The organism is Bacteroides sp. 4_1_36, assembly GCF_003466325.1.
In the GTDB taxonomy this organism is placed as follows: Bacteria; Bacteroidota; Bacteroidia; order Bacteroidales; family Bacteroidaceae; genus Bacteroides; species Bacteroides uniformis.
Genome location: NZ_QSOX01000006.1, coordinates 157,402 through 180,206, shown reverse-complemented (window position 1 = coordinate 180,206; position 22,805 = coordinate 157,402). Strand labels below are relative to the sequence as shown.

The 22,805-nt window shown below is 46.5% G+C and carries 21 protein-coding genes; 13 read left to right on the top strand and 8 right to left on the bottom strand.

The window, feature by feature from the left end:
• The first annotated feature begins 114 nt into the window (after nt 1-114).
• From DXD65_RS08520 to DXD65_RS08495, 6 genes are all read left to right on the top strand, one after another.
• A complete protein-coding gene (locus tag DXD65_RS08520; RefSeq protein ID WP_117887552.1) occupies nt 115-549 on the top strand; it encodes a Fur family transcriptional regulator in 435 nt (144 codons plus the stop codon).
• Between the two features lie 26 nt (nt 550-575).
• Nucleotides 576-1,133 carry an NADH peroxidase gene (locus DXD65_RS08515; RefSeq protein ID WP_117887551.1) on the top strand — a complete coding sequence of 186 codons (558 nt, stop codon included), beginning with the start codon at nt 576-578 and terminating at the stop codon, nt 1,131-1,133.
• A gap of 124 nt (nt 1,134-1,257) precedes the next feature.
• Nucleotides 1,258-1,782 carry an RNA polymerase sigma factor gene (locus DXD65_RS08510; RefSeq protein WP_117887550.1) on the top strand — a complete coding sequence of 175 codons (525 nt, stop codon included), beginning with the start codon at nt 1,258-1,260 and terminating at the stop codon, nt 1,780-1,782.
• A complete protein-coding gene (locus tag DXD65_RS08505) occupies nt 1,779-2,237 on the top strand; it encodes a hypothetical protein (protein ID WP_005826626.1) in 459 nt (152 codons plus the stop codon). The genes DXD65_RS08510 and DXD65_RS08505 overlap by 4 nt, the downstream gene beginning before the upstream one ends.
• Nucleotides 2,238-2,249: 12 nt before the next feature.
• Complete coding sequence (locus tag DXD65_RS08500) at nt 2,250-2,720, top strand: DUF4252 domain-containing protein (protein WP_005826627.1); 471 nt, start codon at nt 2,250-2,252, stop codon at nt 2,718-2,720.
• Between the two features lie 20 nt (nt 2,721-2,740).
• Nucleotides 2,741-3,646 (top strand): outer membrane beta-barrel protein, encoded by a 906-nt coding sequence (locus DXD65_RS08495; RefSeq protein WP_005826629.1) that lies wholly within the window; start codon nt 2,741-2,743, stop codon nt 3,644-3,646.
• Between the two features lie 111 nt (nt 3,647-3,757).
• Here DXD65_RS08495 and DXD65_RS08490 read toward each other — a convergent pair whose 3' ends face one another.
• Both DXD65_RS08490 and DXD65_RS08485 read right to left on the bottom strand, forming a co-directional pair.
• Nucleotides 3,758-5,416 (bottom strand): OmpP1/FadL family transporter, encoded by a 1,659-nt coding sequence (locus DXD65_RS08490; protein WP_009036820.1) that lies wholly within the window; start codon nt 5,414-5,416, stop codon nt 3,758-3,760.
• Nucleotides 5,417-5,452: 36 nt separating this feature from the next.
• Entirely contained in the window at nt 5,453-6,835 is a 1,383-nt protein-coding gene (locus DXD65_RS08485; RefSeq protein WP_009036819.1) for a hypothetical protein, read from the bottom strand.
• 281 nt (nt 6,836-7,116) lie between these two features.
• Here DXD65_RS08485 and prmA point away from each other — a divergent pair, with 281 nt between their 5' ends.
• A complete protein-coding gene (prmA, locus tag DXD65_RS08475) occupies nt 7,117-7,959 on the top strand; it encodes a 50S ribosomal protein L11 methyltransferase (RefSeq protein WP_005836023.1) in 843 nt (280 codons plus the stop codon).
• Between the two features lie 54 nt (nt 7,960-8,013).
• Here the strand turns inward: prmA and DXD65_RS08470 are convergent, their stop codons facing one another.
• Nucleotides 8,014-8,886, bottom strand: coding sequence for a glycoside hydrolase family 25 protein (locus DXD65_RS08470; RefSeq protein ID WP_005836022.1), 873 nt, complete (start codon nt 8,884-8,886; stop codon nt 8,014-8,016).
• 69 nt (nt 8,887-8,955) lie between these two features.
• Complete coding sequence (locus DXD65_RS08465; protein WP_005826644.1) at nt 8,956-10,602, bottom strand: diphosphate--fructose-6-phosphate 1-phosphotransferase; 1,647 nt, start codon at nt 10,600-10,602, stop codon at nt 8,956-8,958.
• Nucleotides 10,603-10,909: 307 nt separating this feature from the next.
• Here DXD65_RS08465 and DXD65_RS08460 point away from each other — a divergent pair, with 307 nt between their 5' ends.
• Together DXD65_RS08460 and DXD65_RS08455 are read left to right on the top strand one after the other, a co-directional pair.
• The gene (locus tag DXD65_RS08460; RefSeq protein WP_005826648.1) at nt 10,910-11,215 is read left to right on the top strand and encodes an RNA recognition motif domain-containing protein; all 306 of its coding nucleotides are present in this window, start codon (nt 10,910-10,912) and stop codon (nt 11,213-11,215) included.
• A gap of 79 nt (nt 11,216-11,294) precedes the next feature.
• A complete protein-coding gene (locus DXD65_RS08455) occupies nt 11,295-11,792 on the top strand; it encodes a cold-shock protein (protein WP_005826650.1) in 498 nt (165 codons plus the stop codon).
• 90 nt (nt 11,793-11,882) lie between these two features.
• Here the strand turns inward: DXD65_RS08455 and DXD65_RS08450 are convergent, their stop codons facing one another.
• The 3 genes from DXD65_RS08450 to DXD65_RS08440 are packed head-to-tail and all read right to left on the bottom strand — an operon-like array spanning nt 11,883 to nt 17,669.
• A complete protein-coding gene (locus tag DXD65_RS08450; RefSeq protein WP_117887549.1) occupies nt 11,883-13,259 on the bottom strand; it encodes an efflux transporter outer membrane subunit in 1,377 nt (458 codons plus the stop codon).
• Between the two features lie 17 nt (nt 13,260-13,276).
• Nucleotides 13,277-16,387, bottom strand: coding sequence for an efflux RND transporter permease subunit (locus DXD65_RS08445; RefSeq protein WP_005826654.1), 3,111 nt, complete (start codon nt 16,385-16,387; stop codon nt 13,277-13,279).
• A 7-nt stretch (nt 16,388-16,394) separates the two neighbouring features.
• A complete protein-coding gene (locus DXD65_RS08440) occupies nt 16,395-17,669 on the bottom strand; it encodes an efflux RND transporter periplasmic adaptor subunit (protein WP_005826657.1) in 1,275 nt (424 codons plus the stop codon).
• A 303-nt stretch (nt 17,670-17,972) separates the two neighbouring features.
• Between DXD65_RS08440 and DXD65_RS08435 the strand changes: the two genes are divergently transcribed.
• The 3 genes from DXD65_RS08435 to DXD65_RS08425 are packed head-to-tail and all read left to right on the top strand — an operon-like array spanning nt 17,973 to nt 19,627.
• Nucleotides 17,973-18,242 (top strand): hypothetical protein, encoded by a 270-nt coding sequence (locus DXD65_RS08435; RefSeq protein WP_005826660.1) that lies wholly within the window; start codon nt 17,973-17,975, stop codon nt 18,240-18,242.
• A gap of 1 nt (nt 18,243) precedes the next feature.
• Nucleotides 18,244-18,798 (top strand): 1-acyl-sn-glycerol-3-phosphate acyltransferase, encoded by a 555-nt coding sequence (locus tag DXD65_RS08430; protein WP_005826663.1) that lies wholly within the window; start codon nt 18,244-18,246, stop codon nt 18,796-18,798.
• 22 nt (nt 18,799-18,820) lie between these two features.
• Nucleotides 18,821-19,627 carry an amidohydrolase gene (locus DXD65_RS08425; RefSeq protein WP_117887548.1) on the top strand — a complete coding sequence of 269 codons (807 nt, stop codon included), beginning with the start codon at nt 18,821-18,823 and terminating at the stop codon, nt 19,625-19,627.
• On the opposite strand, the gene DXD65_RS08420 is transcribed toward DXD65_RS08425, so the two are convergent.
• Nucleotides 19,599-20,300, bottom strand: coding sequence for an SIMPL domain-containing protein (locus tag DXD65_RS08420; protein ID WP_005826670.1), 702 nt, complete (start codon nt 20,298-20,300; stop codon nt 19,599-19,601). The two genes, DXD65_RS08425 and DXD65_RS08420, sit on opposite strands and share 29 nt — an antisense overlap.
• 497 nt (nt 20,301-20,797) lie before the next feature.
• Here DXD65_RS08420 and DXD65_RS08415 point away from each other — a divergent pair, with 497 nt between their 5' ends.
• Nucleotides 20,798-22,789, top strand: a complete 1,992-nt coding sequence (locus tag DXD65_RS08415; RefSeq protein ID WP_005826674.1) for a glucosamine-6-phosphate deaminase — start codon at nt 20,798-20,800, stop codon at nt 22,787-22,789.
• Nucleotides 22,790-22,805 lie beyond the last annotated feature (16 nt).

Here is a 22,805-nt window from a genome sequence, read left to right as displayed (position 1 = left end):
TTTAATGACCGCAACTAAAAATTTTCCAAAAATCTTTTGGAGAATTATAGGAACTTCCTATCTTTGCAAGTGAATTAAAAATGTAATAATTACAAGTTTGAAACTTTAGATTATATGGATGTATTAAAACGATTGCAGAATCATAATATCAAGCCTTCAGTACAGCGCATAGCCATCATGAATTACTTGATAGAGCATCGTACGCATCCCACGGTGGATGAAATCTATACGGCACTGTCTCCCTCCATACCGACACTGTCCAAGACAACGGTATACAATACCCTGAAGTTGCTGAGCGAGCAAGGTGCCGCACAAACCCTGACTATCGACGAGCGTAACACATGTTATGATGCCGATACCAGCCCGCACGGCCATTTCTTGTGCAAGCGTTGCGGAAAGATTTATGACTTGATGTGCAATAACAACGTCAAGAAGGTGGTCGACATGGATATGGACGGGCACGATGTGCAGGAAATCCACTACTATTATAAAGGAATCTGTAAACATTGCATAGAAGAAGAACGTTTAAGAACAACAAAGAATAACTAATTCAACTAATTAAAATCTGAGAGAAAATGAAAAAATTTAGATGTACTGTATGCGGTTACGTATACGAAGGAGATGCAGCTCCCGAAAAGTGCCCATTGTGTAAAGCTCCCGCAAGCAAGTTCGTAGAAGTTGAAGAAGCAACAGCTGACGGCCCGCTGGTATTTGCCGACGAACACGTAATCGGCGTAGCCAAAGGTTGCGACGACGAAATGATTAAAGACCTGAACAACCACTTCATGGGCGAATGTACAGAAGTTGGTATGTACTTGGCAATGAGCCGCCAGGCTGACCGCGAAGGTTATCCCGAAGTTGCTGACGCTTTCAAGCGCTACGCATGGGAAGAAGCAGAACACGCTGCTAAATTCGCTGAATTGCTGGGTGACTGCGTATGGGACACCAAGACTAACCTCGAAAAGAGAATGAACGCTGAATCTGGTGCTTGCGAAGACAAGAAGCGTATCGCCACTCGCGCTAAGGCTTTGAACCTCGACGCTATCCATGATACCGTTCACGAAATGGCTAAGGACGAAGCCCGTCACGGTAAAGGTTTCGAAGGTCTGTACAACCGCTATTTCAAGAAATAATCCGATACTTTTATAGTAATGTGATGAAAAGGGACTGCTAATTTTAGTAAGTCCCTTTTTTTATTCCAACTTTTTTCACTTTTCAATGTCACGTTTGTAATTCCCATTCGTCTTATCTGTGTAAATGGAACTCAAAGAATTCAAAATAACCGTTCTTCCCCTCCGTGCCAAGCTCATGAGCTATGCACGGAAGTTAACCGACGAACCGGAGGATGCAGAAGATGCTGTCCAGGAGGTACTGCTCAAGCTATGGAACAAAAGGCTTGAACTGGAGCAATACCGGAGCATCGAAGCATTTGCCATGACGTTGACGCACAACATCTGTATAGATATGTGGCGCTGCAAACGCAACGACACCTTATCTCTCGACATTGTGCAGGCGGCATCCCCCACCGGAACACCGGAACGGCTGTTGGAAATCAAAGATGAAATCCACCTGATGCACGAAATCATCGACTCGCTGCCCAATCTTCAACGCACCATCATGCGGATGAAGGACATCGAAGGATACGAAACGGACGAAATCGCCGAAATCACGGGATGCGGACCGGAAGCCATCCGCAGCAATCTGTCAAGAGCCCGGAAGAAAGTGAGAGACGTTTACCTGCGAACCATACAAGAAAGAAAAGAAAGGAGAAATGAGCCATGAAGATAGATGAACTGCTGGATAAATATTTCGAAGGGGAAACTTCCTGCGAAGAAGAGCGTGAACTGCGCCGTTTCTTTACCGAAGAGGAAGTGCCGGAGCACCTGCAAACGTACCGCCCCCTATTCGCTTATCTGAACCGGGAAGCAACTTCAATGGCAGAACCGACAGAGGAAAAATCCGTAACAACAGAATCGGCAAAGGAAGTACCCGCACAGCGGAAGCCTTTCCGTCTCTATCGCACATTCTATGCTGTCAGCGGCATTGCCGCCGGATTGCTCCTGCTTCTCGGGGTAGCTAAGATTATATTTCCGCTTTCCGGTGTTCCCGAAAATTATGTCGTCATCGACGGCCAGCGGTATACAGACGAGAAACTGGTGGAAGCCAAAGCACTAGAAGCCCTGCAGAACGCCAGCTTCACGGATGAAGATTTAAGCAACTTACTGTTTCAACACTAATATAACAAGGTTATGAAAACATCTATACTGATTTGCATACGTAGTCTGTGCCTCTTTTCCCTGCTGATTTGCCTGCCAGCCTTTGTACATGCACAAGAGAGACTGCAAATAGCCGACCTATTCAGCAAGTATGGCGAGCAAAAGGACGTGACCAGGGTAGAACTGAACGGCAGTATCCTGAAATCTTACCGCATGACTACCTACAAGAGCCTTGTGTTCAAGAATGTATCCCCCTATCGCCGGGAAATTCAGCAGGCCATTGTACACGACAAGCAAGATAACGCAAAGAAGGCGCAGGAGGTAATGGAAAGCGGTGTGCTGCGCAGCGCTTATTACCAACTGAAAGAGGTGGAACGCAATGGAAAGAAGCTGAACCGCTACATCATTTTCAAGATAGGAAAAGACTCCATGGGCACTTTGATTTACATAGAGGGTCTGCTCAGTGAAAAGGAAATGATGGATATGCTTTACAAATCGGAATAACACTAAAAACAATATACGATATGAAAACCAGAATTATGATTTTGGCCTGCCTGCTTGCTGTGCCGGCCGGCCGCATGGCAGCACAACAACAGACTGACCCTGAACAGAAAGCTACAGTACAGACACAAGGCGACTCCATCATCATCCGGAAAGGAAAAGGAGACATGCGCATCAAGGTGTACGAAGAGCAGTTGGAAGACGGAGAAAAGAAAGAAGTACAAATTTATGAAGGAGTCTATCTCGAGAAAGTGGATGCAGACAAGCGCACTTTCCTCGACGCCCTGCCATTCATCCCCAAAAAGAGAAGATACAATGCTTACGAACCGCACTGTTCCGGTCTGTATATTGGCTACAGCCGGCTGGCTAACGACTTCCTTTCCTTCGGAGCAAGCGACAAGATGGGACTCGACTTATCCAAGTCATGGGAATTCGGCTTCAACATCCTCTCCGTATATCACAACTTCAAGAAGAACCCGCATTGGGGAATCAACCTGGGAGTCAGCTGGGGATACCGTTCTTTCAATATCGACGGTAACTATGCCTTGCTGAAGGAAAACGGAACCAGCATCTTCACCGCAGGCAACGAAGACACCAGTTACAATAAAAGCCGTCTGCGCCATTTCTTCTTCCGTGTACCCGTATTGATGGAATGGCAGCAAAGAGTGGGAAGAAACAAAGTGTTCTTCAATGCCGGTCCCGAATTTGAGATACGTCACAGCGTGAAGTCATTCTCACACATCAACGGAGGCAAGAAGAAAACCGTAGGCAAAGGTATGTATGTGCAGCCCGTCGGCATAAACCTGCTGGCACAAGCCGGTTATGGTAATATCGGCATTTACCTGCGCTACTCCACATACGGATTATTCCAGAAAGACAAGGGACCGGAAGTATCTCCCTATTCATTTGGCGTGGCATGGTATCTGTAATCCCTCCCCTATAACACAAGACTCCCCGAAATGTATTTGTACATTCCGGGGAGTTCTTTTATACCCTAAGGTATTGACAATGAAAGGTTATCTGCAATGAAAATTGTTCTTCTAAAAACGCATGCCCAATGTAAATAGCACTTTACTGCGAGTGTTGGTAACTTCCGTTGTTGGCGGTGTTACCAAGCCGTTTATATCATTATAAAACGGATAGAAATCAGATTTATAAGTATCGAATTTATAAGCCAAATCCGCATAAAACGAAGAAAAGCGATAACCGATACCTAAAGTGAAAGTATTCATCGATTTGCTATTGGCAAAATCCGTATCTGTATTTATAGAATTGGAAGGCAATGCCTTAATAGCATCCTTTTTATAGGCTGCAGTACTGTAATTGTAACCGGCACGCAGAGAGAAAGCAGGTATCGGCTTGTATTCTGCTCCTAAACGAAGCGTACTTACCCCCTTCATACAGAGGTCAGCCTCACCCGTTTCCCATGCCATCTCGTCACCTTCAGGATATTTGAACTTCATGCTTGAGTAGTCCTCATATTCATATTCAGCTCCCAAAGCCAGATTATTACCGACTGTATAGCCCAAACTTGCATTAAATACCCACGGGGTTTGCAGCTTAAAATCACGGTCCATATCTCTACCGCCTAATGCAGAATAAGTATCCACAGTGGTACGAGTAAGAGTTTCATCCCCAGCCTCATTCGGTAAAAACAAATCCGAAGTCAGCAACGCTCCCGTAGTATAAGTCAGTTTGTAATAAGTAGGAGTATGCACAGCCAAACCTATACGAAGCGGAGAATCCTCAATCGGCCGGAAGATGGCACCGAATTTGAAGTCGAAACCCGAACCGTGTATACGGTTAAAGCTCTCCAAAGAGTAGCCTTCCTCATAAATCTGCCCGTCGCCCTCCCATTTGTAGGCATACATTTCATTATAGAGAGAATATTTGTTGTAATCCACATCGTAAGCACCCAGAGTAACACCAAAGTAAAAACGGTCATTTATATTGAAGGAGATATTGAAATCATATTGGTCAATACCGCCACGCTCACGCGACAAGAAATAAGCATCCGCTTCGGAAGGAATATAAGGAAGATAAGTATTATAGTCCTCACTTTCTATATCCTCAAGAACAAGTGCACCTTGATACCCCATAGTCCCCAGCCATCCAGCATAATTATGTTGATAAATATCCTTGCGACCATAGTCCAAATAAGCTCCTTGATCCGGGTAATCATATTGAGGACGATGATAGAACGCATAAGCTGCATCCGTAGCCTGCTGCGCCATACTCCGCACTTGAGATACATATTGATTATCTATGCTTCCCATCACCCCCTGCATCGTCATATTCTTATAGAATGACTTTGATTTGTGGTAATTAAAACCAAAATTCACATACCGCAAAGGAGTATGATTGCCTATCTTCGAAGCTATCACAAAACCGGCATTATCAAAACTCCAGCGGTTCTTGTTCGTTTCAAATTTATTACCTACATAATTGCTTTCTGTGCCCGTCATTGAATAGCCAAAGGTAAGCATAGCATCATTGCTACGATAAATACCGATACCGGCAGGATTGGTTCCTATGGTAGAAATATCACCACCCAATGCTCCCATAGCTCCGCCCATTCCGACAAAACGGGCGGTTCCATTCAATTCCTTCTGTGCAATATTCGTTGCATCATATATTGTCTGTGCCCCTGCGCCTACAGCTGTAAACATAGCAAGGGCTATCATGGTTATCTTCTTCATAATTCTTAGTCTTGTTAGATTAAAACATACTTATACTTACCGTCTTCTGGAACCACCGCCGCCACTGGAACGACTGGCACCACCGCCACCACCACTGGAGTAACTGGAACGTGAGCTACTGCCTGAAGAGAAGCTGGAAGAAGAACGGGTGCTACTGGATGAACGTACTGGAGCAGAATATGAACGATTGCTGCTACGATTGTTGTCATTGGAGTAGCTGCGTGCCGGTGCGGCGCTTGAACCTCTGTTATAAGTCGATGAAGTCCTGCTACGAGTGGAAGTTCCAACAGAAGAGCGTACACCGGAAGAACGACTGCTACGAACTCCTTCTACGCTACTATTATATGAGCTACTACGCGTACTGCTTGGACGGGTGTAAGTGGAACGGCGGGTAGAAGCCGCACTCGAACGGTTTACACTTGAGCGAGTTGCAGAAGAACTTGAACGAACTGTAGACGAACTTCTTGTGCCTACCACCCGACGGGTTGACGTACCGGTACTGCTACGTCTCACTTGACCGGAAGTAGTACTGCTACGACGTACAGTCTGCCCTCCATTTACAGTAGAAGAACGGCGGGAAGTAGAGGACGATACTCTGTTTCCGGCATAAGAAGAACGGCTCGGACCATAAGAACGTCTATTGGTATATGCATTTCCCCAATGGCCGCCTCCCCAATGACCACCGCCACCGGGATAATATCCGGGATGATAGTGATGGTGATGATGATGTCCCCACCAGCCACCGCCGTACCAGCCGCCCCAGCCAAAGCTCCAGCTCGGACCGTACCAGCTGTTCCATCCCCAGCCATAGTAAGGATAGCCGCCCCAACCATAAGAGTTATAGCGCCAATCCCACCACAAGCGGTTGGTGAATGTAGGGAAAGCATATGCATATAATCCGTCGGTATACACGTTCCAATCCCAGGAATTCAAGCCATAGACCACATCCCAATATAGCGGGCTGCTGATGCTGATGGCATAACGGGGATTACGGAAACGGATGATACGGGTAGCATACTCGTAATCATCCTGCGAACCTTCAAATTCACCGTTCACCCATTCGCCGTCCAGGCCGTCATCTTCTTTTTCATTGATGTAAAGGGTATCGTTCTCCATCACGAAATCATTGTCGCGGGAGTCATAACGGCGGTTATATTCGTCCACATCGCGGGTGTTTCCCTTACGGTCTTTTACTACAACAGTAGTGCTTCCCGGCGATGAATAGACAGTGGTCGGTACATTCGACTTTACTACAATCTCTTCTACGGGAGCAGCGACTTTCTTCTCCTGCTTCACCTCTTCTTTTTTCTCTTCCTTATTCTTGGAAGGAGTGTAGTAAAGGTCGTCATCTATACTTTGTGCCACCAGTGTCCATGGGAGGCACAAGGCAAAAAGCGATAAAAAAACAATCTTTTTCATATTAGTTTGGTTTATGGATTTTACGTTTATCTATTTCTTCACGTCACAAAGATAACGCCGGATTTTATCCCATGCAGCAGATTTTCCCCAAAGATTTATAGGGAATTCCCTAAATACCCCGCCTTTTGACGAGGCAAGCGGCACTTCCGCATAAAAAATGAACAAGTTCATTTTATTCTGCCCTCGGTTTACATTACCTTTGCAGTGTGAAAACAAAGATACGCAGAAATAGATTTGTTCTTTAAAATCTTCTTCTGCATTTAACAAACAATCATATTCCGATGAAATATTTAGAATTTACATTCCGCACTGTTCCGTGCACAGAAATAGTCAACGATGTACTTTCCGGAGTCTTGGGTGAAGCTGGCTTTGAAAGTTTTGTTGAGCAGACCGACGGTATCACTGCCTATATACAGAAAGAGCTGTATAACGAATCTCTACTCAAAGAAGCACTTGCAGACTTCCCTCTGCCCGATACACAGATAGAATATAATTTCGTAGAAGCCGAAGACAAAGACTGGAACGAGGAATGGGAGAAGAACTTCTTCCAGCCCATCGTTATCGGAGACCGTTGTGTCATTCACAGCACTTTTCACAACGATGTCCCACAAGCAGAATATGACATCGTCATCAATCCGCAAATGGCATTCGGCACAGGGCACCACGAGACAACAAGCCTCATCATAGGCGAACTGCTGGATAGTGACCTGCAAGGCAAAGCATTGCTCGATATGGGTTGTGGGACTTCCATCCTTGCCATACTGGCACGCATGCGTGGAGCCTCCCCTTGTACAGCTATCGACATAGATGAATGGTGTGTGCGCAACTCCCTCGAAAATATAGAATTGAATGGAGTGGACAATATTGCCGTATCCCAAGGCGATGCCTCCTCTCTGGAAAGCAAAGGTCCTTTTGATATGGTTATCGCCAACATCAACCGCAATATCCTCCTGGCAGATATGAAGCACTACATAGCCCGCATGAATCCCGGAGCGGAATTGTTGATGAGCGGTTTCTACATAGATGACATTCCCGTCATCCGCGAAGAAGCCGAACGCAACGGGCTGCACTTTGTCCACCATCGTGAGAAGAACCGGTGGGCAGCAGTGAAATTCCAAAAATAATAAAGGTCAATACTAAAAAGCTAAAGGTCAATATCAGGAAGCTAAAGTTGACCTTTAGCGTTCTATACAAGGAGTTTTCAACGTAAGCTCCAAAAGTTCCTCCATTGTACCATTAAAGACGTTCAAATCCACCTCTTCTTCAATACCGGGCACAGTGCCTACATCCGTGTGCTGCCAAAAGTGCCACTTGCCCTCATAACGCACGGAATCTACATAATAATGGGCTATCCAATAAGGATAAGCATTGAAAATGGAATCGCTGAGATAGCGTTTCTTGAATTTATAGGAAGTATAAAGAATAGGCTTTACGCCGTAATGCGCCTCTACCCTATCCAGCCAAGTCTTGACTGCCGTTTTAAGTTCCTGCGGTGACTGCTTGCCGGTAGTCTCCACATCAAGTACGGGAGGCAGGTCTCCCTTTGCCAGCTGCACGGTACGGATAAAGAAATCGGCTTGCTTGCGGGCATCGGTCTTAGGGATAAAATAATGATAGGCACCACGGATAAAACCGTATTTACGCGCCTGGCCGAAGTTCTGCGTAAACGTATCGTCACCATGATCGCCGCCTTCGGTAGCTTTCAGAAAAATAAAGTGAATGGGAAATTGGGCTTCTCTATTATGTGTCAGGAGTTCCCAATCTATCTTTCCCTGATAGTGGGATATGTCTATGCCATGCACCTCATAGTTGCAAGGCATACATACACCGTAACCTTTCTGACCATAACAAGGCTTCCAGCGATAAGCATAAGGACGAATGAAAAACCAGTAAAAGCCGGTAGAAAAAACAAGAATGATACAGACCGCCAAAAGATTGCGCAACCATACGGGCATGGTACGTGGCTGCATTTTCTTCTTGCTCCGCGGAGAGGAAGAACGACGGGCGGCAGTAGTTTTACGCCGGATATTTGTGGAGGTCTTGGTTGCCATGAGCAAAGGAAAAGAAAGGGCGGAATGAACCGCCCCTCCGTTTTATTGTCAACTTGTTGATGCATCAACTTATTTAGCCTGCTCCAGCTGCAAAGTCTTCGTAGCCTGGTCGCAAACTTCTGTCGGACCGAAGTACTGGATAGGGCCTGGATAAACGTAGTCTGTTTCCATAGCCCAACGGTCACGCTGAGCAGCGAATGCCTTGAACGGAGCACCGTCCAGCTTCACCAGAGCCTTCTGGATAACTGGCTTCATTTCACCGTGGCGACGTTCCATGTTCATCATCATAGTGATGGGCACACCGCCTGCAATCCATTCTTCGGCAGGAGCAGTAGTGTTGCGTACAGAAGACATGTAACCGGTCTTTCCGTTAGCAATCAATGCAGATGCTGCATAACCCAAAGAGTAGCAGTAGTCAGCGTCGAAGTTAGACGGAGCAGCGCAACGTCCTTCGTAACCGAAGAAGTGGTGCTGTGCAGCAAACTTGCCTACGAACTTGCCCTCTTCTTTCCACTGAGCCAGCTTAGTGCCAACCATTTCGGACAGCAACTTTTCTGTTTCAATCAGAGATACCTGTACGTTTCCGTGCGGGTCGCGGTCCAGAGACAACTGGCGAGCCACGCCTTCGGGCAAGCTTGCGTAGATGGCCGCATTCTCCGGAGAGAGTTTACGGATGATATAATCGCGTTGGTGAGATTTCTTAATTTGAGCAAACTCTTCTGCATTGGCAGCAAGGAAGTCGTTCAACTCAGCAATCAGACGCTTCATGGCCGGGATGAATTCAACCAATCCTTCGGGGATAAGAACCGTACCGAAGTTGTTACCCTGGGCTGCACGTTCAGCAACGACCTTGGCAATGCTGGTCACGATGTCGTCCAAAGACATATCCTTAGCTTCAACCTCTTCAGAGATGATACACATATTGGGTTGAACCTGCAATGCACATTCCAAAGCGATATGAGAAGCGGAACGTCCCATCAACTTGATGAAGTGCCAGTATTTACGAGCAGAGTTACAGTCACGTTGGATGTTGCCGATTACTTCAGAGTAAGTCTTGCAAGCAGTATCGAAACCGAAAGAAGTTTCAATCATATCATTCTTCAAGTCACCGTCGATGGTCTTGGGGCAACCTATTACCTGCACGCCATAATTCTTGGCAGCATAGTATTCAGCCAGTACGCAAGCATTAGTGTTGGAGTCATCGCCACCGATGATAACCAATGCCTTGATGCCGAGTTCTTTCAGGATTTCATAACCTTTCTCAAACTGTTCTTCCTTTTCCAGCTTGGTACGGCCCGAACCGATGATGTCAAAACCACCCGTATTGCGGTATTCATCAATGATGTCAGCAGTCAGTTCCATATAATTATGGTCAACCAAGCCGCCAGGACCCAGAATAAAGCCATACAATTTGCTGTCTTTGTTCAGCTTCTTGATACCGTCGAAAATACCGGAAATCACATTGTGACCGCCAGGAGCCTGTCCACCGGAAAGGATAACACCCACGTTCATTGCGGGGAAGTTAACCACCTCATCGGTAGTTTCAAACTTAATCAAAGGCATTCCGTACGTATTGGGGAACAATTTCTTGATTTCTTCCTGGTCAGCAACAGACTGAGTAGCTGCGCCTTCTGCAGCCTTAACAGTTCCTTTCAGCGCTTTCGGAAGTTTGGGCTGATAGGCAGCCCTTGCAATTTGCAATGCACTTTTAGTCATTTCTCTTAATTATTTAAAGGTGTTAGTAAAGTTCCGTTTAAAAGCGTCGCAAATTTCGCTTTTTTTCGTAAGATATGCAAACGAGAGGCCGAAATAATGTATAAAATGACATTTATCGTTTTTTATCCTAAAATAAAAAGGAGAAGAAAGCAATTAACTGATTTATTGTGTTATCTTTGCCGCAAAGTTTGAGTTACGAGTCGTTATCGCATTGTTCTTCTTTTAATATACAACTATTATTAGGCGGTCTCTTCCATAATTATTCTCCATACTCCAATTTAATAATTACAATTAATTAAAATTTCAAATGAACATTTACATTTCAGGTTTAAATTTCAGCACAACAGACGCTGACTTAAACGATTTATTTTCAGAGTACGGAGAAGTTTCTTCTGCAAGAATCATTACAGACAGAGAAACAAGAAGATCCAGAGGTTTCGGTTTCGTAGAAATGCCGGACGATGCAGCAGGCCAAAAAGCCATTGACGAATTGAACGGTGCTGAATTTGACCACAAACAAATCTCGGTAAACGTGGCACGCCCCCGCGAAGAAAGACCTTCCAATGGCGGCAATCGCGACAGAAGAGGCGGTTACAACTCTAGAAGATATTAATATTCTTAACTACTGACAAAAGCAGGAGGTGTTGTAGCAATACCCCCTGCTTTTTTTATAACTCAATAAATAAAAATACATGGCCAAATCCATCTCCGCAGACAAGCGTGAAAATGAAAAGAAAAGACTCGCCCGACGAGCTGAAAAACAAAAAAAGAAAGAAGAAAAAAAACTATCCAACAAAGCCAATAGCTTTGAAGATATGATTGCCTATGTTGACGAAAACGGCATGATAACCTCTACTCCTCCGGCAGAAAACACTCCCAAAGAAGAAATAAAGCTGGAAGAAATCGTCATATCAACTCCCAAAAAAGACAAGGAAGAACCGGTCATCCGCAGAGGACGTATCGAGTTTTTCAATGAATCGAAAGGCTTCGGCTTCATCAAGGACTTATCCGGGGTCGAAAAATACTTTTTCCACATTAACAATGTGCTGACAGATATAGCAGAAAACAATATTGTGACGTTCGACCTCGAACGTGGCCTTAAAGGCATGAATGCCGTAAACGTAGCTCTTGAAGTAGAAAAGGCAAAGGAAAAGAAAGAAAACAAGGAGACTCTAAATACAGAATCCTAGATGAAATAAGCCAATTATAGAACAAGGGCGTGTATATACCATCAAATATTTCGGTACATACACGCCCTTGCTGTTTTCTTTAATCACACGTCATTCGGTTTGCCAGCCACCCCCCAATGCCTTATAGACATTTACCATGGCAATAAGTTCGTCGCGGATGGCATTGCTCACCCCTATTTGGGCATCGAAATAACCACGCTGGGCATCGAGCACATCCATATAATTGATGACGCCGTTGATGTATTGCAACTGTGCCAAATCCACATATCCCTTGGCAGAACGTTCAAGTTTGGCACGCAGTTGGTAGACCTCCTTTATCTTATTGAAATCCACAATGGCATTCTGCGCTTCCTTAAAAGCATTCAGCACTGTCTTTTCATAGCTATGCACTTCGGCTTCAAAAGAAGCCTTCTGTGCATTCAATGCAGCACGGTTCTTTCCCCAACCGAAAAGTGGTGCCAAGACTGCCCCATTCAATAAGGAATAGGGAGATTCCAGGAAATTGGATAACACATCACTTTCCAATCCAAATTGTCCGGTCAGGGCCAAACGGGGGAACATATTGGTATAAGCAACTTTCACTCTGGCATGTTCAGCCCTCAACTGCTGCTCCGCCACACGGACATCGGGGCGACGTTCCAACAAATCGGAAGGCAGACCTACCGGTAAGGACTCCGGCACATCCAGTTCCTGCAGAAAATTGACACGCTTGATACGGGTAGGGAATTCCCCCACAAGGAAGGATATATCATTTTCTTTCAGAGAGATACGGCGTTCCAAATCCGGAACAAGAGTAGCCGTACGAGCCAACTCCACTTGAGCCTGTTGATAAGAGGTCTCCGAGGTCAGCCCTCCTTCAAAACGGATACGCGCCAAGCGCACTCCCTCTTCACGCGCCTTTTGTGTCTGGCGCACAATCTCCAGTTCCGTATCAAGGGCTACCAGCTCATAATAAGCCTGCGCCACTTCGGCAACGATGGTCATGCGCAACGCACGCTGCGCCTCCACACTTTGCAAATATTCGGCCACAGCAGCCACTTTCTTCCATCTCAAGTTTCCCCAAAGGTCCAGTTCCCAAGAGAGCAACGCCTTGGCTTCGTAAGTATTGCCTACATCACGGCTATGACCACCGTAATTCTCCACCTCGCGCTCAGCCTCCACCTTTCCGGTGAGCTGCGGCAGAAGGTTGGCAACACTGATACGTTTTTGGGCAGCCATCTCCTTGACACGGGAAGCTGCAATCAGCATGTCTTTGTTATATTCCAGAGCACGGTCTATCAAAGCACGCAGCGTGCTGTCCGTATAAACCGCCTGCCACTGTTCATCGGCTATGCTCATGCTATCCTGCTGCTGTGCCAGGCTATCCGGCAATGCCATCTCCGGACGCACATAGCTCTTGCCCACCTTGCATGAGGTAAGGGCAAACATACTCAGCAACAAAATAATATATATGTTCTTTCTTTTCATAAACGTTGTCTTTAAAATCAGTCTTTCTTAATCTTATGCTGCACTTTGGCTTTTGTCTTGTATACCAGGACAAAGAAGAACGGTACAAGCACAATACCGAATACAATGGCAAATATCATTCCGAAGAAAACACCCGTACCGATGGCCTGACGGCTCGCCGAGCCCGGTCCGCTTGCCAACACCATAGGAAGCATTCCCAATACAAAGGCGAGGGAAGTCATCAGGATAGGCCGGAAACGGAGTTGGGCAGCATGGATGGCAGACTGTATCAAGTCTCCTCCCTTGTCAACCTGCACCTTGGCAAACTCCACAATCAAAATGGCATTCTTTGCCGCAAGCCCCACCAGCATCACCAAGCCGATCTGGAAATAAATATCATTCTCCAATCCGCATATCACAACGCCCAGATAGGCACCCAAAGCGGCAACCGGCAGTGAAAGCAATACAGCGATAGGCACCGTCCAACTTTCATATTGCGCAGCCAAAAAGAGGAATACGAAAAGGAATACCAGCGTAAGCACAAGACCCGTCTGTCCTCCCGCCTTCTTTTCCTGATAGGAAAGGCCACTCCACTCCAGACCGATATTGTCCGGCAAGTGGTTACGTGCAATCTGCTCCATAATCTCCATTGCCTGGCCGGAACTGTAGCCTTGTGCCGCAGAACCGCGGATGACGGCAGTGGTAAACATATTGAAACGCTTGATACTGCCCGGACCGGTGGTATAAGAGGCATTTCCCAAGGAAGTAAGCGGCACCATCACTCCGTCCTTTGCCTTTACAAAGAACAAGTTGATATTGTCCTTATGCTCACGATAAGGAGCCTCGGCCTGGATATACACCTTATATATACGGTTGAACATATTGAAGTCATTCACATATACTGAACCGGTATAGGCCTTCATGGTAGAGAATACATCCGCCAGGGGCACACCCAGCATTTTCACCTTATCACGGTCCACATCAAAATAAAGTTGCGGTATTTCAGACTGCAAGGATGATGAAAGCCCCGTCAGCTCCTTATGCTTCTGGGCATAATACATCAGCGTATCTGCCGCCTGCACCAAGTTGTCAAACGTCGCCTCTCCACGCGCCTCAAGCTGCATTTCGAAACCTCCCGAGGTACCCAATCCCGGAATGACCGGAGGCGTGGAAAGATAGACCTTGCATTCGGGATATTCCTTCAAATCCTTCTCCACATTCTCCATTATCTTATCGATGGAAATCCCCTTACGCTCTTCCCACGGTTTCAGAATAACCGTCAGCTCACTGCGTGCCTGGTTGCTACCCACACGGGGGCTGCTACCCGTCACGTTCTGCACATAGGCCACATAGGGATTCTTCTCCAAGTATTGCACGGCACGGTCGGTCACCACACGGGTTCGCTCCAAAGTAGCACCTTCCGGCAACTCCAACTCTATCTTAAAATAGCCCTGGTCTTCTACCGGCAGGAAGCTGGTAGGCACCAACCGGTGGATAATGAAAATGGCAACCAGTACCAGGCCGAACGCACTCATCAAGCGGCGGGGATTCCTGATGACCCGGTTAATGACAGCCACGTATTTGTGATTGCCCAAGTTCAGCCATTCATTGATTTTGCGGAAAACTATGTTCTTTTTCTTTCCACTGTCGGGCTTCAATATGAGCGAACACATGACGGGACTAAGCGTCAGGGCCACTACCGTAGAAAGCAATACGGAAACGGCGATAGTAATGGTAAACTGACGGTATAACTGTCCGGTGATTCCGCTCAAGAAACTTACCGGCACAAACACGGCACAGAGCACCAACGATGTGGCAATCAAGGCACTTGCCAATCCGTTCATCGCCTTTTTGGTAGCTTCATACGGGCTCAATTTCTCCGTCTCCATAAGATGTTCTACATTCTCCACCACCACAATGGCATCATCCACCACAATACCGATGGCGAGAATCAATCCAAGCAAAGTCAGTATGTTCAGAGAGAAACCGAAAATAAGCATGAAACCGAAGGTACCAATCAGGGAAATAGGTACCGCAACAATCGGTATCACCGTCGCACGCCAACTTTGCAAGGATAGAAATACAACCAGCACCACCAGAATCAGCGCTTCGAACAACGTCTTGTACACTTCGTGAATGGATTCGGAAATATAAGTCGTCATGTCGAAGGGAATCTCATAACTCATCCCCTCAGGGAAATTTGCACTGATTTCCTCCATAGCAGCCTTTACGCTCTTTGCAACTTCCATTGCATTGGCCCCGGGAAGCATATAGATACCGAGAACGGCAGCATTCTCACCGTTGATGCCACTCTCCGTGCTATATGAAGATGCTTCCAATGAAACACGCGCCACATCGCGCAGACGGATAATGGAACCGTTGGCATTGGCACGGACCACAATGTCCTCAAACTGCTTTGCCGAACTTAAGCGTCCCTGGGTAGTGATAGGGATAGTAATGTCGAGTCCCTTCACCGGCTGTTGTCCCAAAACACCCGCAGCAGACTCACGGTTCTGGTCCTTCAGGGCATTCTGCAAATCCTGCACCGTCAGTCCGAAGTTGGCAAGTTTGTCGGGCAACGCCCATATCTGCATGGCATAGTAGCGGCTACCGATGTTGGAAACACGTCCCACACCGGGGATACGGCGCAACAAGTCGAGTACATTGATAGTAGCAAAGTTACTCAAATAAATTTCGTCGAACTTCGGGTCACTGGAAGTCAGACAGATAGTCATCAATTGGCTGGGAGCCTGCTTTTCCACAGAAATACCGTTCTGAATCACTTCGGCTGGCAAACGGCTCTCCGCCAGTTTCACACGGTTCTGTATTTCTACGGCAGCCAAATCCGGGTCGGCAGACACGTCGAAAGTGACCGTAGCTGAAAATCCTCCGGAATTAGAACTGTTGGACTCCATGTACAGCATACCGGGAGTACCGTTTATCTCTTGCTCGATAGGGGTTGCCACCGCCTGCGAAACAGTCAATGCACTGGCTCCCGGATAGGAAGCACTGATTTTCACTACGGGAGGCGTTATCTGCGGATATTGGTCTACCGGCAGCATGGTCAGGCCAATGATACCGACAATTACAATCACAATCGATATCACCGCCGAGAATACCGGGCGGTCTATAAAGAAACTTACTTTCATAACATCATTACTTTGAAGGGTTGTTGTCCTTTGATTTATTCTCAGCCGGAGTAGTCTGCTTCGTTTCGGAAACAACCTGCTTGTTCAGAGAATCACTCGTCTGCTCTTCCTCCTTTTTAGGAACGGCAGCCTGGGCACGTACTTTCATACCCGGAGTCAGCTTGTGGAAACCTTCAGTCACAATTTGTTCTCCGGCAACCAGACCACGCTCAACCACCCAATTGTTGCCAAATTCAGGTCCCAGTTCAATGAAACGCTTTTCAACCGTAGAGTCCCGGCGCATCACAAAAATATATGCACCACCTTTCTCAATGGTAACCGCCTTTTGAGGAACGGCGACAGCACCCTCACGTACATCCAGCAATAGCTTAACCTTTGTAAACTGCCCCGGTAACAACACTTTGTTAGGGTTCGGCATTTCGGCACGCACGGAGAATGTTCCGGTCTGAGGGTCCACCTGAGGTTCGGCAAAATCCACATAGCCCTTATAAGGATAGACGGTATTATCCGCCAAAGTAATCGTAATGTTCGGCTGCCAGGAACGTGTAGAGTCCTGACGCCCTATATCGATATTCCGTTCCTTGCTTTTCAGGTAATCCAATGCCGTCATGCTGAAATCTACCAGAACCGTATCACTTTTCACAACCGTAGCCAGCAAGGACTTGCCTCCCGGTCCGACCAATGTTCCCAAATCCACATTTCTTTCACTGATATGTCCCGATAGCGGAGAACGGACCAACGTATATCCCAATTCCAATTCAGCCTGGTCCAAATCGGCCTGGCTCATCGCTACTGAGGCTTCTGCAGTCTCGTAAGCAGCCTGGGCATTGTCCAAATCCAGCTGGCTGGCAGCGTTCTGCGCATAGAGGGGGCGGATACGCTCCAAATCGCGCTTTGCCTTCAATGCCTGCGCTTCATCCTTCTTTAACTGTGCACGAGCTTTGTCAGCCTTTGCCCTATACTGGTCCTGGTTTATCACAAAAAGTACCTGGTTCTTGGTGACATATGTTCCTTCTGCGAAAAGCATATTCTCCAAATACCCTTCCACACGCGCACGTACCTCTACAAACTGCTGAGCGCGAATACGTCCCACGTACTCGCCATATATCTCCACATCTCCTTTTTCCGCAGATTCCACAATCACGGTAGGAGCTTCCGATTCCACCTTCTTAGGCCAAGTCAGAATAACGTAACCTGCCAACAATACCGCCATGCAGGCAACCATCATCAGCAACCTCTTCTTCTTTAGTTTCAATTCTTTTTTCGTAAAAAACTGTCTCATGCTTGTTTGTATATTAAATTTAACCCTGTTTCTTTCTATTAAAGCAAATCCGATGCCAATCTATCACCATCTCATCCATTACGTCTAACAAACTATATATCAAGCAGAAAAGCAGACGGCAGTTCTTTATTCATGGTGGCATCCTCCATTTTTCCCTGTGGAATGTGTCCACAGTTTGTGGAATAATTCCACAAAACTACTAAATTAAAAACACATAAAAACCCTTTTTTGCTCTACACTAACAAAGAAAAACATTATCTTTACCGAAAATAATTCAGATTATTCATTTTAAACGTAAAGATTATGGCAAGTAGAAAAGAACTAAAGAAGAATATAAACTATATTGCAGGTGAATTGTTCACAGAGTGTCTTGTAAACAGCTTATATGTGCCTGGAACAGACAAACAAAAAGCCGATGAACTGATGGCTGAAATTCTGAAAATGCAAGATGAATTCATAAGCCGCATCAGCCACACCGAGCCAGGAAATGTAAAAGGTTTCTACAAAAAACTTCGTGCTGACTTCAATGCAAAAGTAGACGAAATTATTGACGCAATGGGCAAACTGAAATAAGATGAAGAAAGCCTTTTATAGCTTCATTTATTATCGCCTGCTGGGCTGGAAGACAAACGTGACGGTGCCTGACTACGACAAATGTGTAATTTGTGCGGCACCCCATACTTCCAATTGGGACTTATTTATCGGTAAATTGTTTTATGGTGCCATCGGCCGCAAGACCAGTTTCATGATGAAAAAGGAATGGTTCTTTTTTCCTCTGGGACTGATATTCAAAGCCGTTGGCGGCATTCCGGTGAACCGGGGACGTAAATCTTCCTTAGTGGACCAAATGACCGAAAAGTTTGCAAACAGCAAGCATTTCCACCTGGCTATTACACCGGAAGGAACCCGTAAAGCCAATCCCAACTGGAAGAAAGGTTTTTATTACATAGCACTTAAAGCACAAGTGCCCATCATGCTTATCGGGATTGATTATCCTTCCAAGACCATCTCCTCTACCAAGGCTGTCATGCCTACCGGAGACATCGAAAAGGATATGCGCGAGATAAAACTGTACTTCAAGAACTTTAAAGGAAAAAATCCCGAAAATTTTGATTTAGGAAATATCTAATCAGGTATTAAGCATTAATGCCATGCGAATAAGCATCTTGCAAACAGACATTGTCTGGGAAAATAAACAAGAAAATCTCCGTCGTCTCCGCGAGAAGTTAGAAACTCTTCGTGGAACAACGGAGATTGTTGTTTTACCGGAAACATTCTCCACCGGCTTTAGTATGAACACCGCCAGCTTGGCCGAACCCACAACGGGAGAAACCATCGCAACACTGCGCCAATGGTCCGAAGAGTACCGGCTTGCTCTTGCCGGCAGCTATATTGCCTGCGAAACAGCCTCGGAAGGCGGAAAGCCATCCTACTACAACCGCGCATTCTTCCTTACGCCCGAAGGCAATGCTTACTATTACGACAAACGCCACCTCTTCCGGATGGGGCACGAGACAGAACATTTCACCCCCGGCAACCGGCGTCCCATCATCCGATATCGCGGCTGGAACATACTGCTGCTTGTATGCTATGACCTTCGTTTCCCGGTCTGGAGCCGCAATACGAGCAATGAATACGACCTCCTGATTTACGTCGCCAACTGGCCCATTCCCCGCCGGAAAGTCTGGGACATCCTGCTGCAAGCGCGCGCGCTGGAAAACATCAGTTATGTCTGCGGTGTCAACCGTATCGGCAAGGACGGCAGAGACATTCCACACAGCGGAGGCAGTGTGGTCTACTCTCCGAAGGGGGAAGTGCTTGCCACTGTGCCCAACAACGAAGAGGCGATTGCCACCGCCTCCCTCAACCTTTCCTCCCTGCAGGAGTTCAGGCTAAAGTTTCCCGCTTGGAAAGATGCGGACGAGTTCGTTATTTCTTCAAATAATAGTTCACAGTAGTCACTACACGTACGCTTTTTATATAAGGAGTATAGGCATCGCGGTCACTTATGGAGAACTGCCCTTGCGAGGCATTGCGGATTTTCCCCAGTTCACTGTCCGAATCCTTGGCAAACTTCTCGGCTGCAGCACGAGCGTTCTTCGTGGCCTCCTCTATCATTCTGGGCTTCACTTCGTTGAGACCGGTGAATTCATAAGACACATTATATTTATAATCCCCTCCCGTGATGGCAATACCCTGCTTCAAGAGTTCAGCCTGCCCCGACATGAGCTTACGCACCCTATCCACATTCTTGGAAGTGACAGTGATGACAGACGTGGCATTATAACGATAGGCCACGTTGCGGTCAACGTAACGTTCGGCCTGCATATCAATCACTTCGGGCGGTGCAATACTGATTTCCTCCTTCTCAATACCGTTGTTTTCAAGGAAACTCACGACGGCAGCGTTTTTCTTCTCCATATTGGCATAAAGCAGTGCAGGGTCATTACCTATGTCTTTGTAGACAAGAGGCCAGACTACCTTGTCGGCAGGCACTTCCATTTCGGCCAGCCCTTTCACACTGACCACACGGTCCTTATTCACAAAATTGTTGATACCGCCTTTTACCATGATTCCCAACAAAAGCAGCCCCACGGCTATGATGGCTGCTTCTACTTTCCAGCTTTTCATACATTGATATTTTAGAGTTTATAAACACACACAAATATAACAAACCCAAACGACAAAAAGTGCGATGAATGGTCTATTTTTATATGATTATCCTCACTTATACCCCAAACGAACGAGACATTATACAAAATGCACCAAATCCTCTTTTTTAGAGTATTTAATGAAAATACCCAAAAGAAGGAGTACATCTTCTCCAAAAAGTACCTATTTTTGTCCTTCGAAACAATGTCAAAGCGACAACATGATTAATTTAATAATTCTAACCCCTAAATCCTATGTTGACCCAACGTAAAATCCATACTCACGGTGGCGGTTGGCCGTGACTTTATGGAATGACCGAAGACACTTTCCGTACAACCGTCAAAACCCATATGAGATATGGGACGACCAGTATTTCTTAATTAATCTTCAGCAATATGCGGATGAACATTGTTTTTTGTATATTTGTTGATTGAAAGAACAGTTCAATACTTAATCATTTATTAATAATAAATTTTATGAAAACCAATCTAAGCTCTCAAATCACTCTCAACAGAGTCTCCCCCAGGTACTATAGACCTGAGAATGCATTTGAACGGTCGGTATTGACCCGACTGGAAAAAATCCCGACTGATATTTATGAGTCTGCAGAAGAAGGCGCCAACCAGATTGCCCTTGACATTGCACAGTTAATCCGTGACAAGCAAAAGGCGGGACGTTTCTGTGTCTTGGCACTGGCAGGCGGTAACTCTCCGCGCAATGTATATGCAGACTTGGTACGTATGCACCAGGAAGAGGGATTAAGTTTCCGCAACGTAGTCATATTCAACCTCTACGAATATTATCCATTAGCTCCCAATGCCATCAACAGCAACTTCAACGCATTGAAGGAAATGCTGATAGACCATGTGGACATTGACAAACAGAATGTTTTCACCCCCGACAGCACCATCGCCAAAGACGCCATCTTTGAATATTGCCGTCTTTACGAGCAGCGCATTGAAAGTTTCGGTGGCTTAGACATCGCTTTGCTGGGCATTGGCCGTGTAGGTAATATAGGTTTCAATGAACCGGGTTCACGCCTGAACTCTACCACTCGTCTGATATTGCTGGACAACGACTCCCGCAATGAAGCTTCCAAGATGTTCGGTAGCATTGAAAATACCCCCATCAGCTCCATCACCATGGGAGTAGCCACCATCCTCTCGGCAAAGAAAATATATCTGCTGGCATGGGGTGAGGAGAAAGCGCAAAAGGTGAAAGAATGCGTTGAAGGTCCGGTAACAGATACTATCCCTGCATCTTATCTGCAGACTCACAACAATGCACATGTAGCTATCGACTTGTCTGCCGCCGCCAATTTGACGCGTATCCAACGCCCCTGGCTGGTAACCTCCTGCGAATGGAACGACAAGCTCATCCGCAGTGCCATCGTCTGGTTGTGCCAACTCACCGGAAAACCCATTCTGAAACTGACCAACAAGGACTACAACGAAAACGGTCTGAGCGAACTGCTGGCATTGTTCGGCTCAGCCTATAACGTGAACATCAAGATATTCAATGACCTGCAACATACCATCACCGGATGGCCGGGCGGCAAGCCGAATGCTGACGACACCTATCGTCCTGAGCGTGCAAAGCCCTATCCAAAACGTGTGGTCGTATTTTCTCCGCATCCCGATGATGACGTTATCTCCATGGGAGGCACCATCCGTCGTCTGGTAGAGCAGAAACATGACGTGCATGTGGCTTACGAAACTTCCGGTAACATTGCCGTAGGCGATGAAGAAGTTATCCGCTTCCTGCACTTCATCAACGGGTTCAACCAAATCTTCAACAACAGCGAAGACCAGGTCATCAATGACAAATATACTGAAATCCGTAAATACTTGAAGGAGAAGAAAGACGGTGACATGGATACACGCGACATCTTGACCATCAAGGGACTGATTCGCCGTGGCGAGGCACGCACTGCATGTACATACAATAATATCCCTCTGGATCACTGTCATTTCCTTGACCTGCCATTCTACGAAACGGGCAAGATACAGAAGAATCCTATCAGCGAAGCAGACGTGGAAATTGTACGCAACCTATTGCGTGAAGTGAAACCCCATCAGATTTTCGTTGCCGGCGACCTGGCCGACCCGCACGGCACACACCGTGTTTGTACGGACGCCGTATTTGCCGCCATTGACTTGGAAAAAGAAGAAGGTGCCAAATGGTTGAAGGAATGCCGCATCTGGATGTACCGCGGTGCATGGGCCGAATGGGAAATCGAAAACATCGAGATGGCTGTGCCCATCAGCCCGGAAGAACTGCGTGCCAAGCGTAACTCTATCCTGAAGCATCAATCGCAGATGGAAAGTGCACCGTTCCTGGGCAATGACGAACGTCTGTTCTGGCAACGCAGCGAGGACCGTAACCGCGGAACAGCTGCCTTGTATGACAGCCTCGGACTTGCTTCCTATGAGGCGATGGAAGCCTTTGTGGAATACATTCCGCTATAAACGAATAAAATATTAA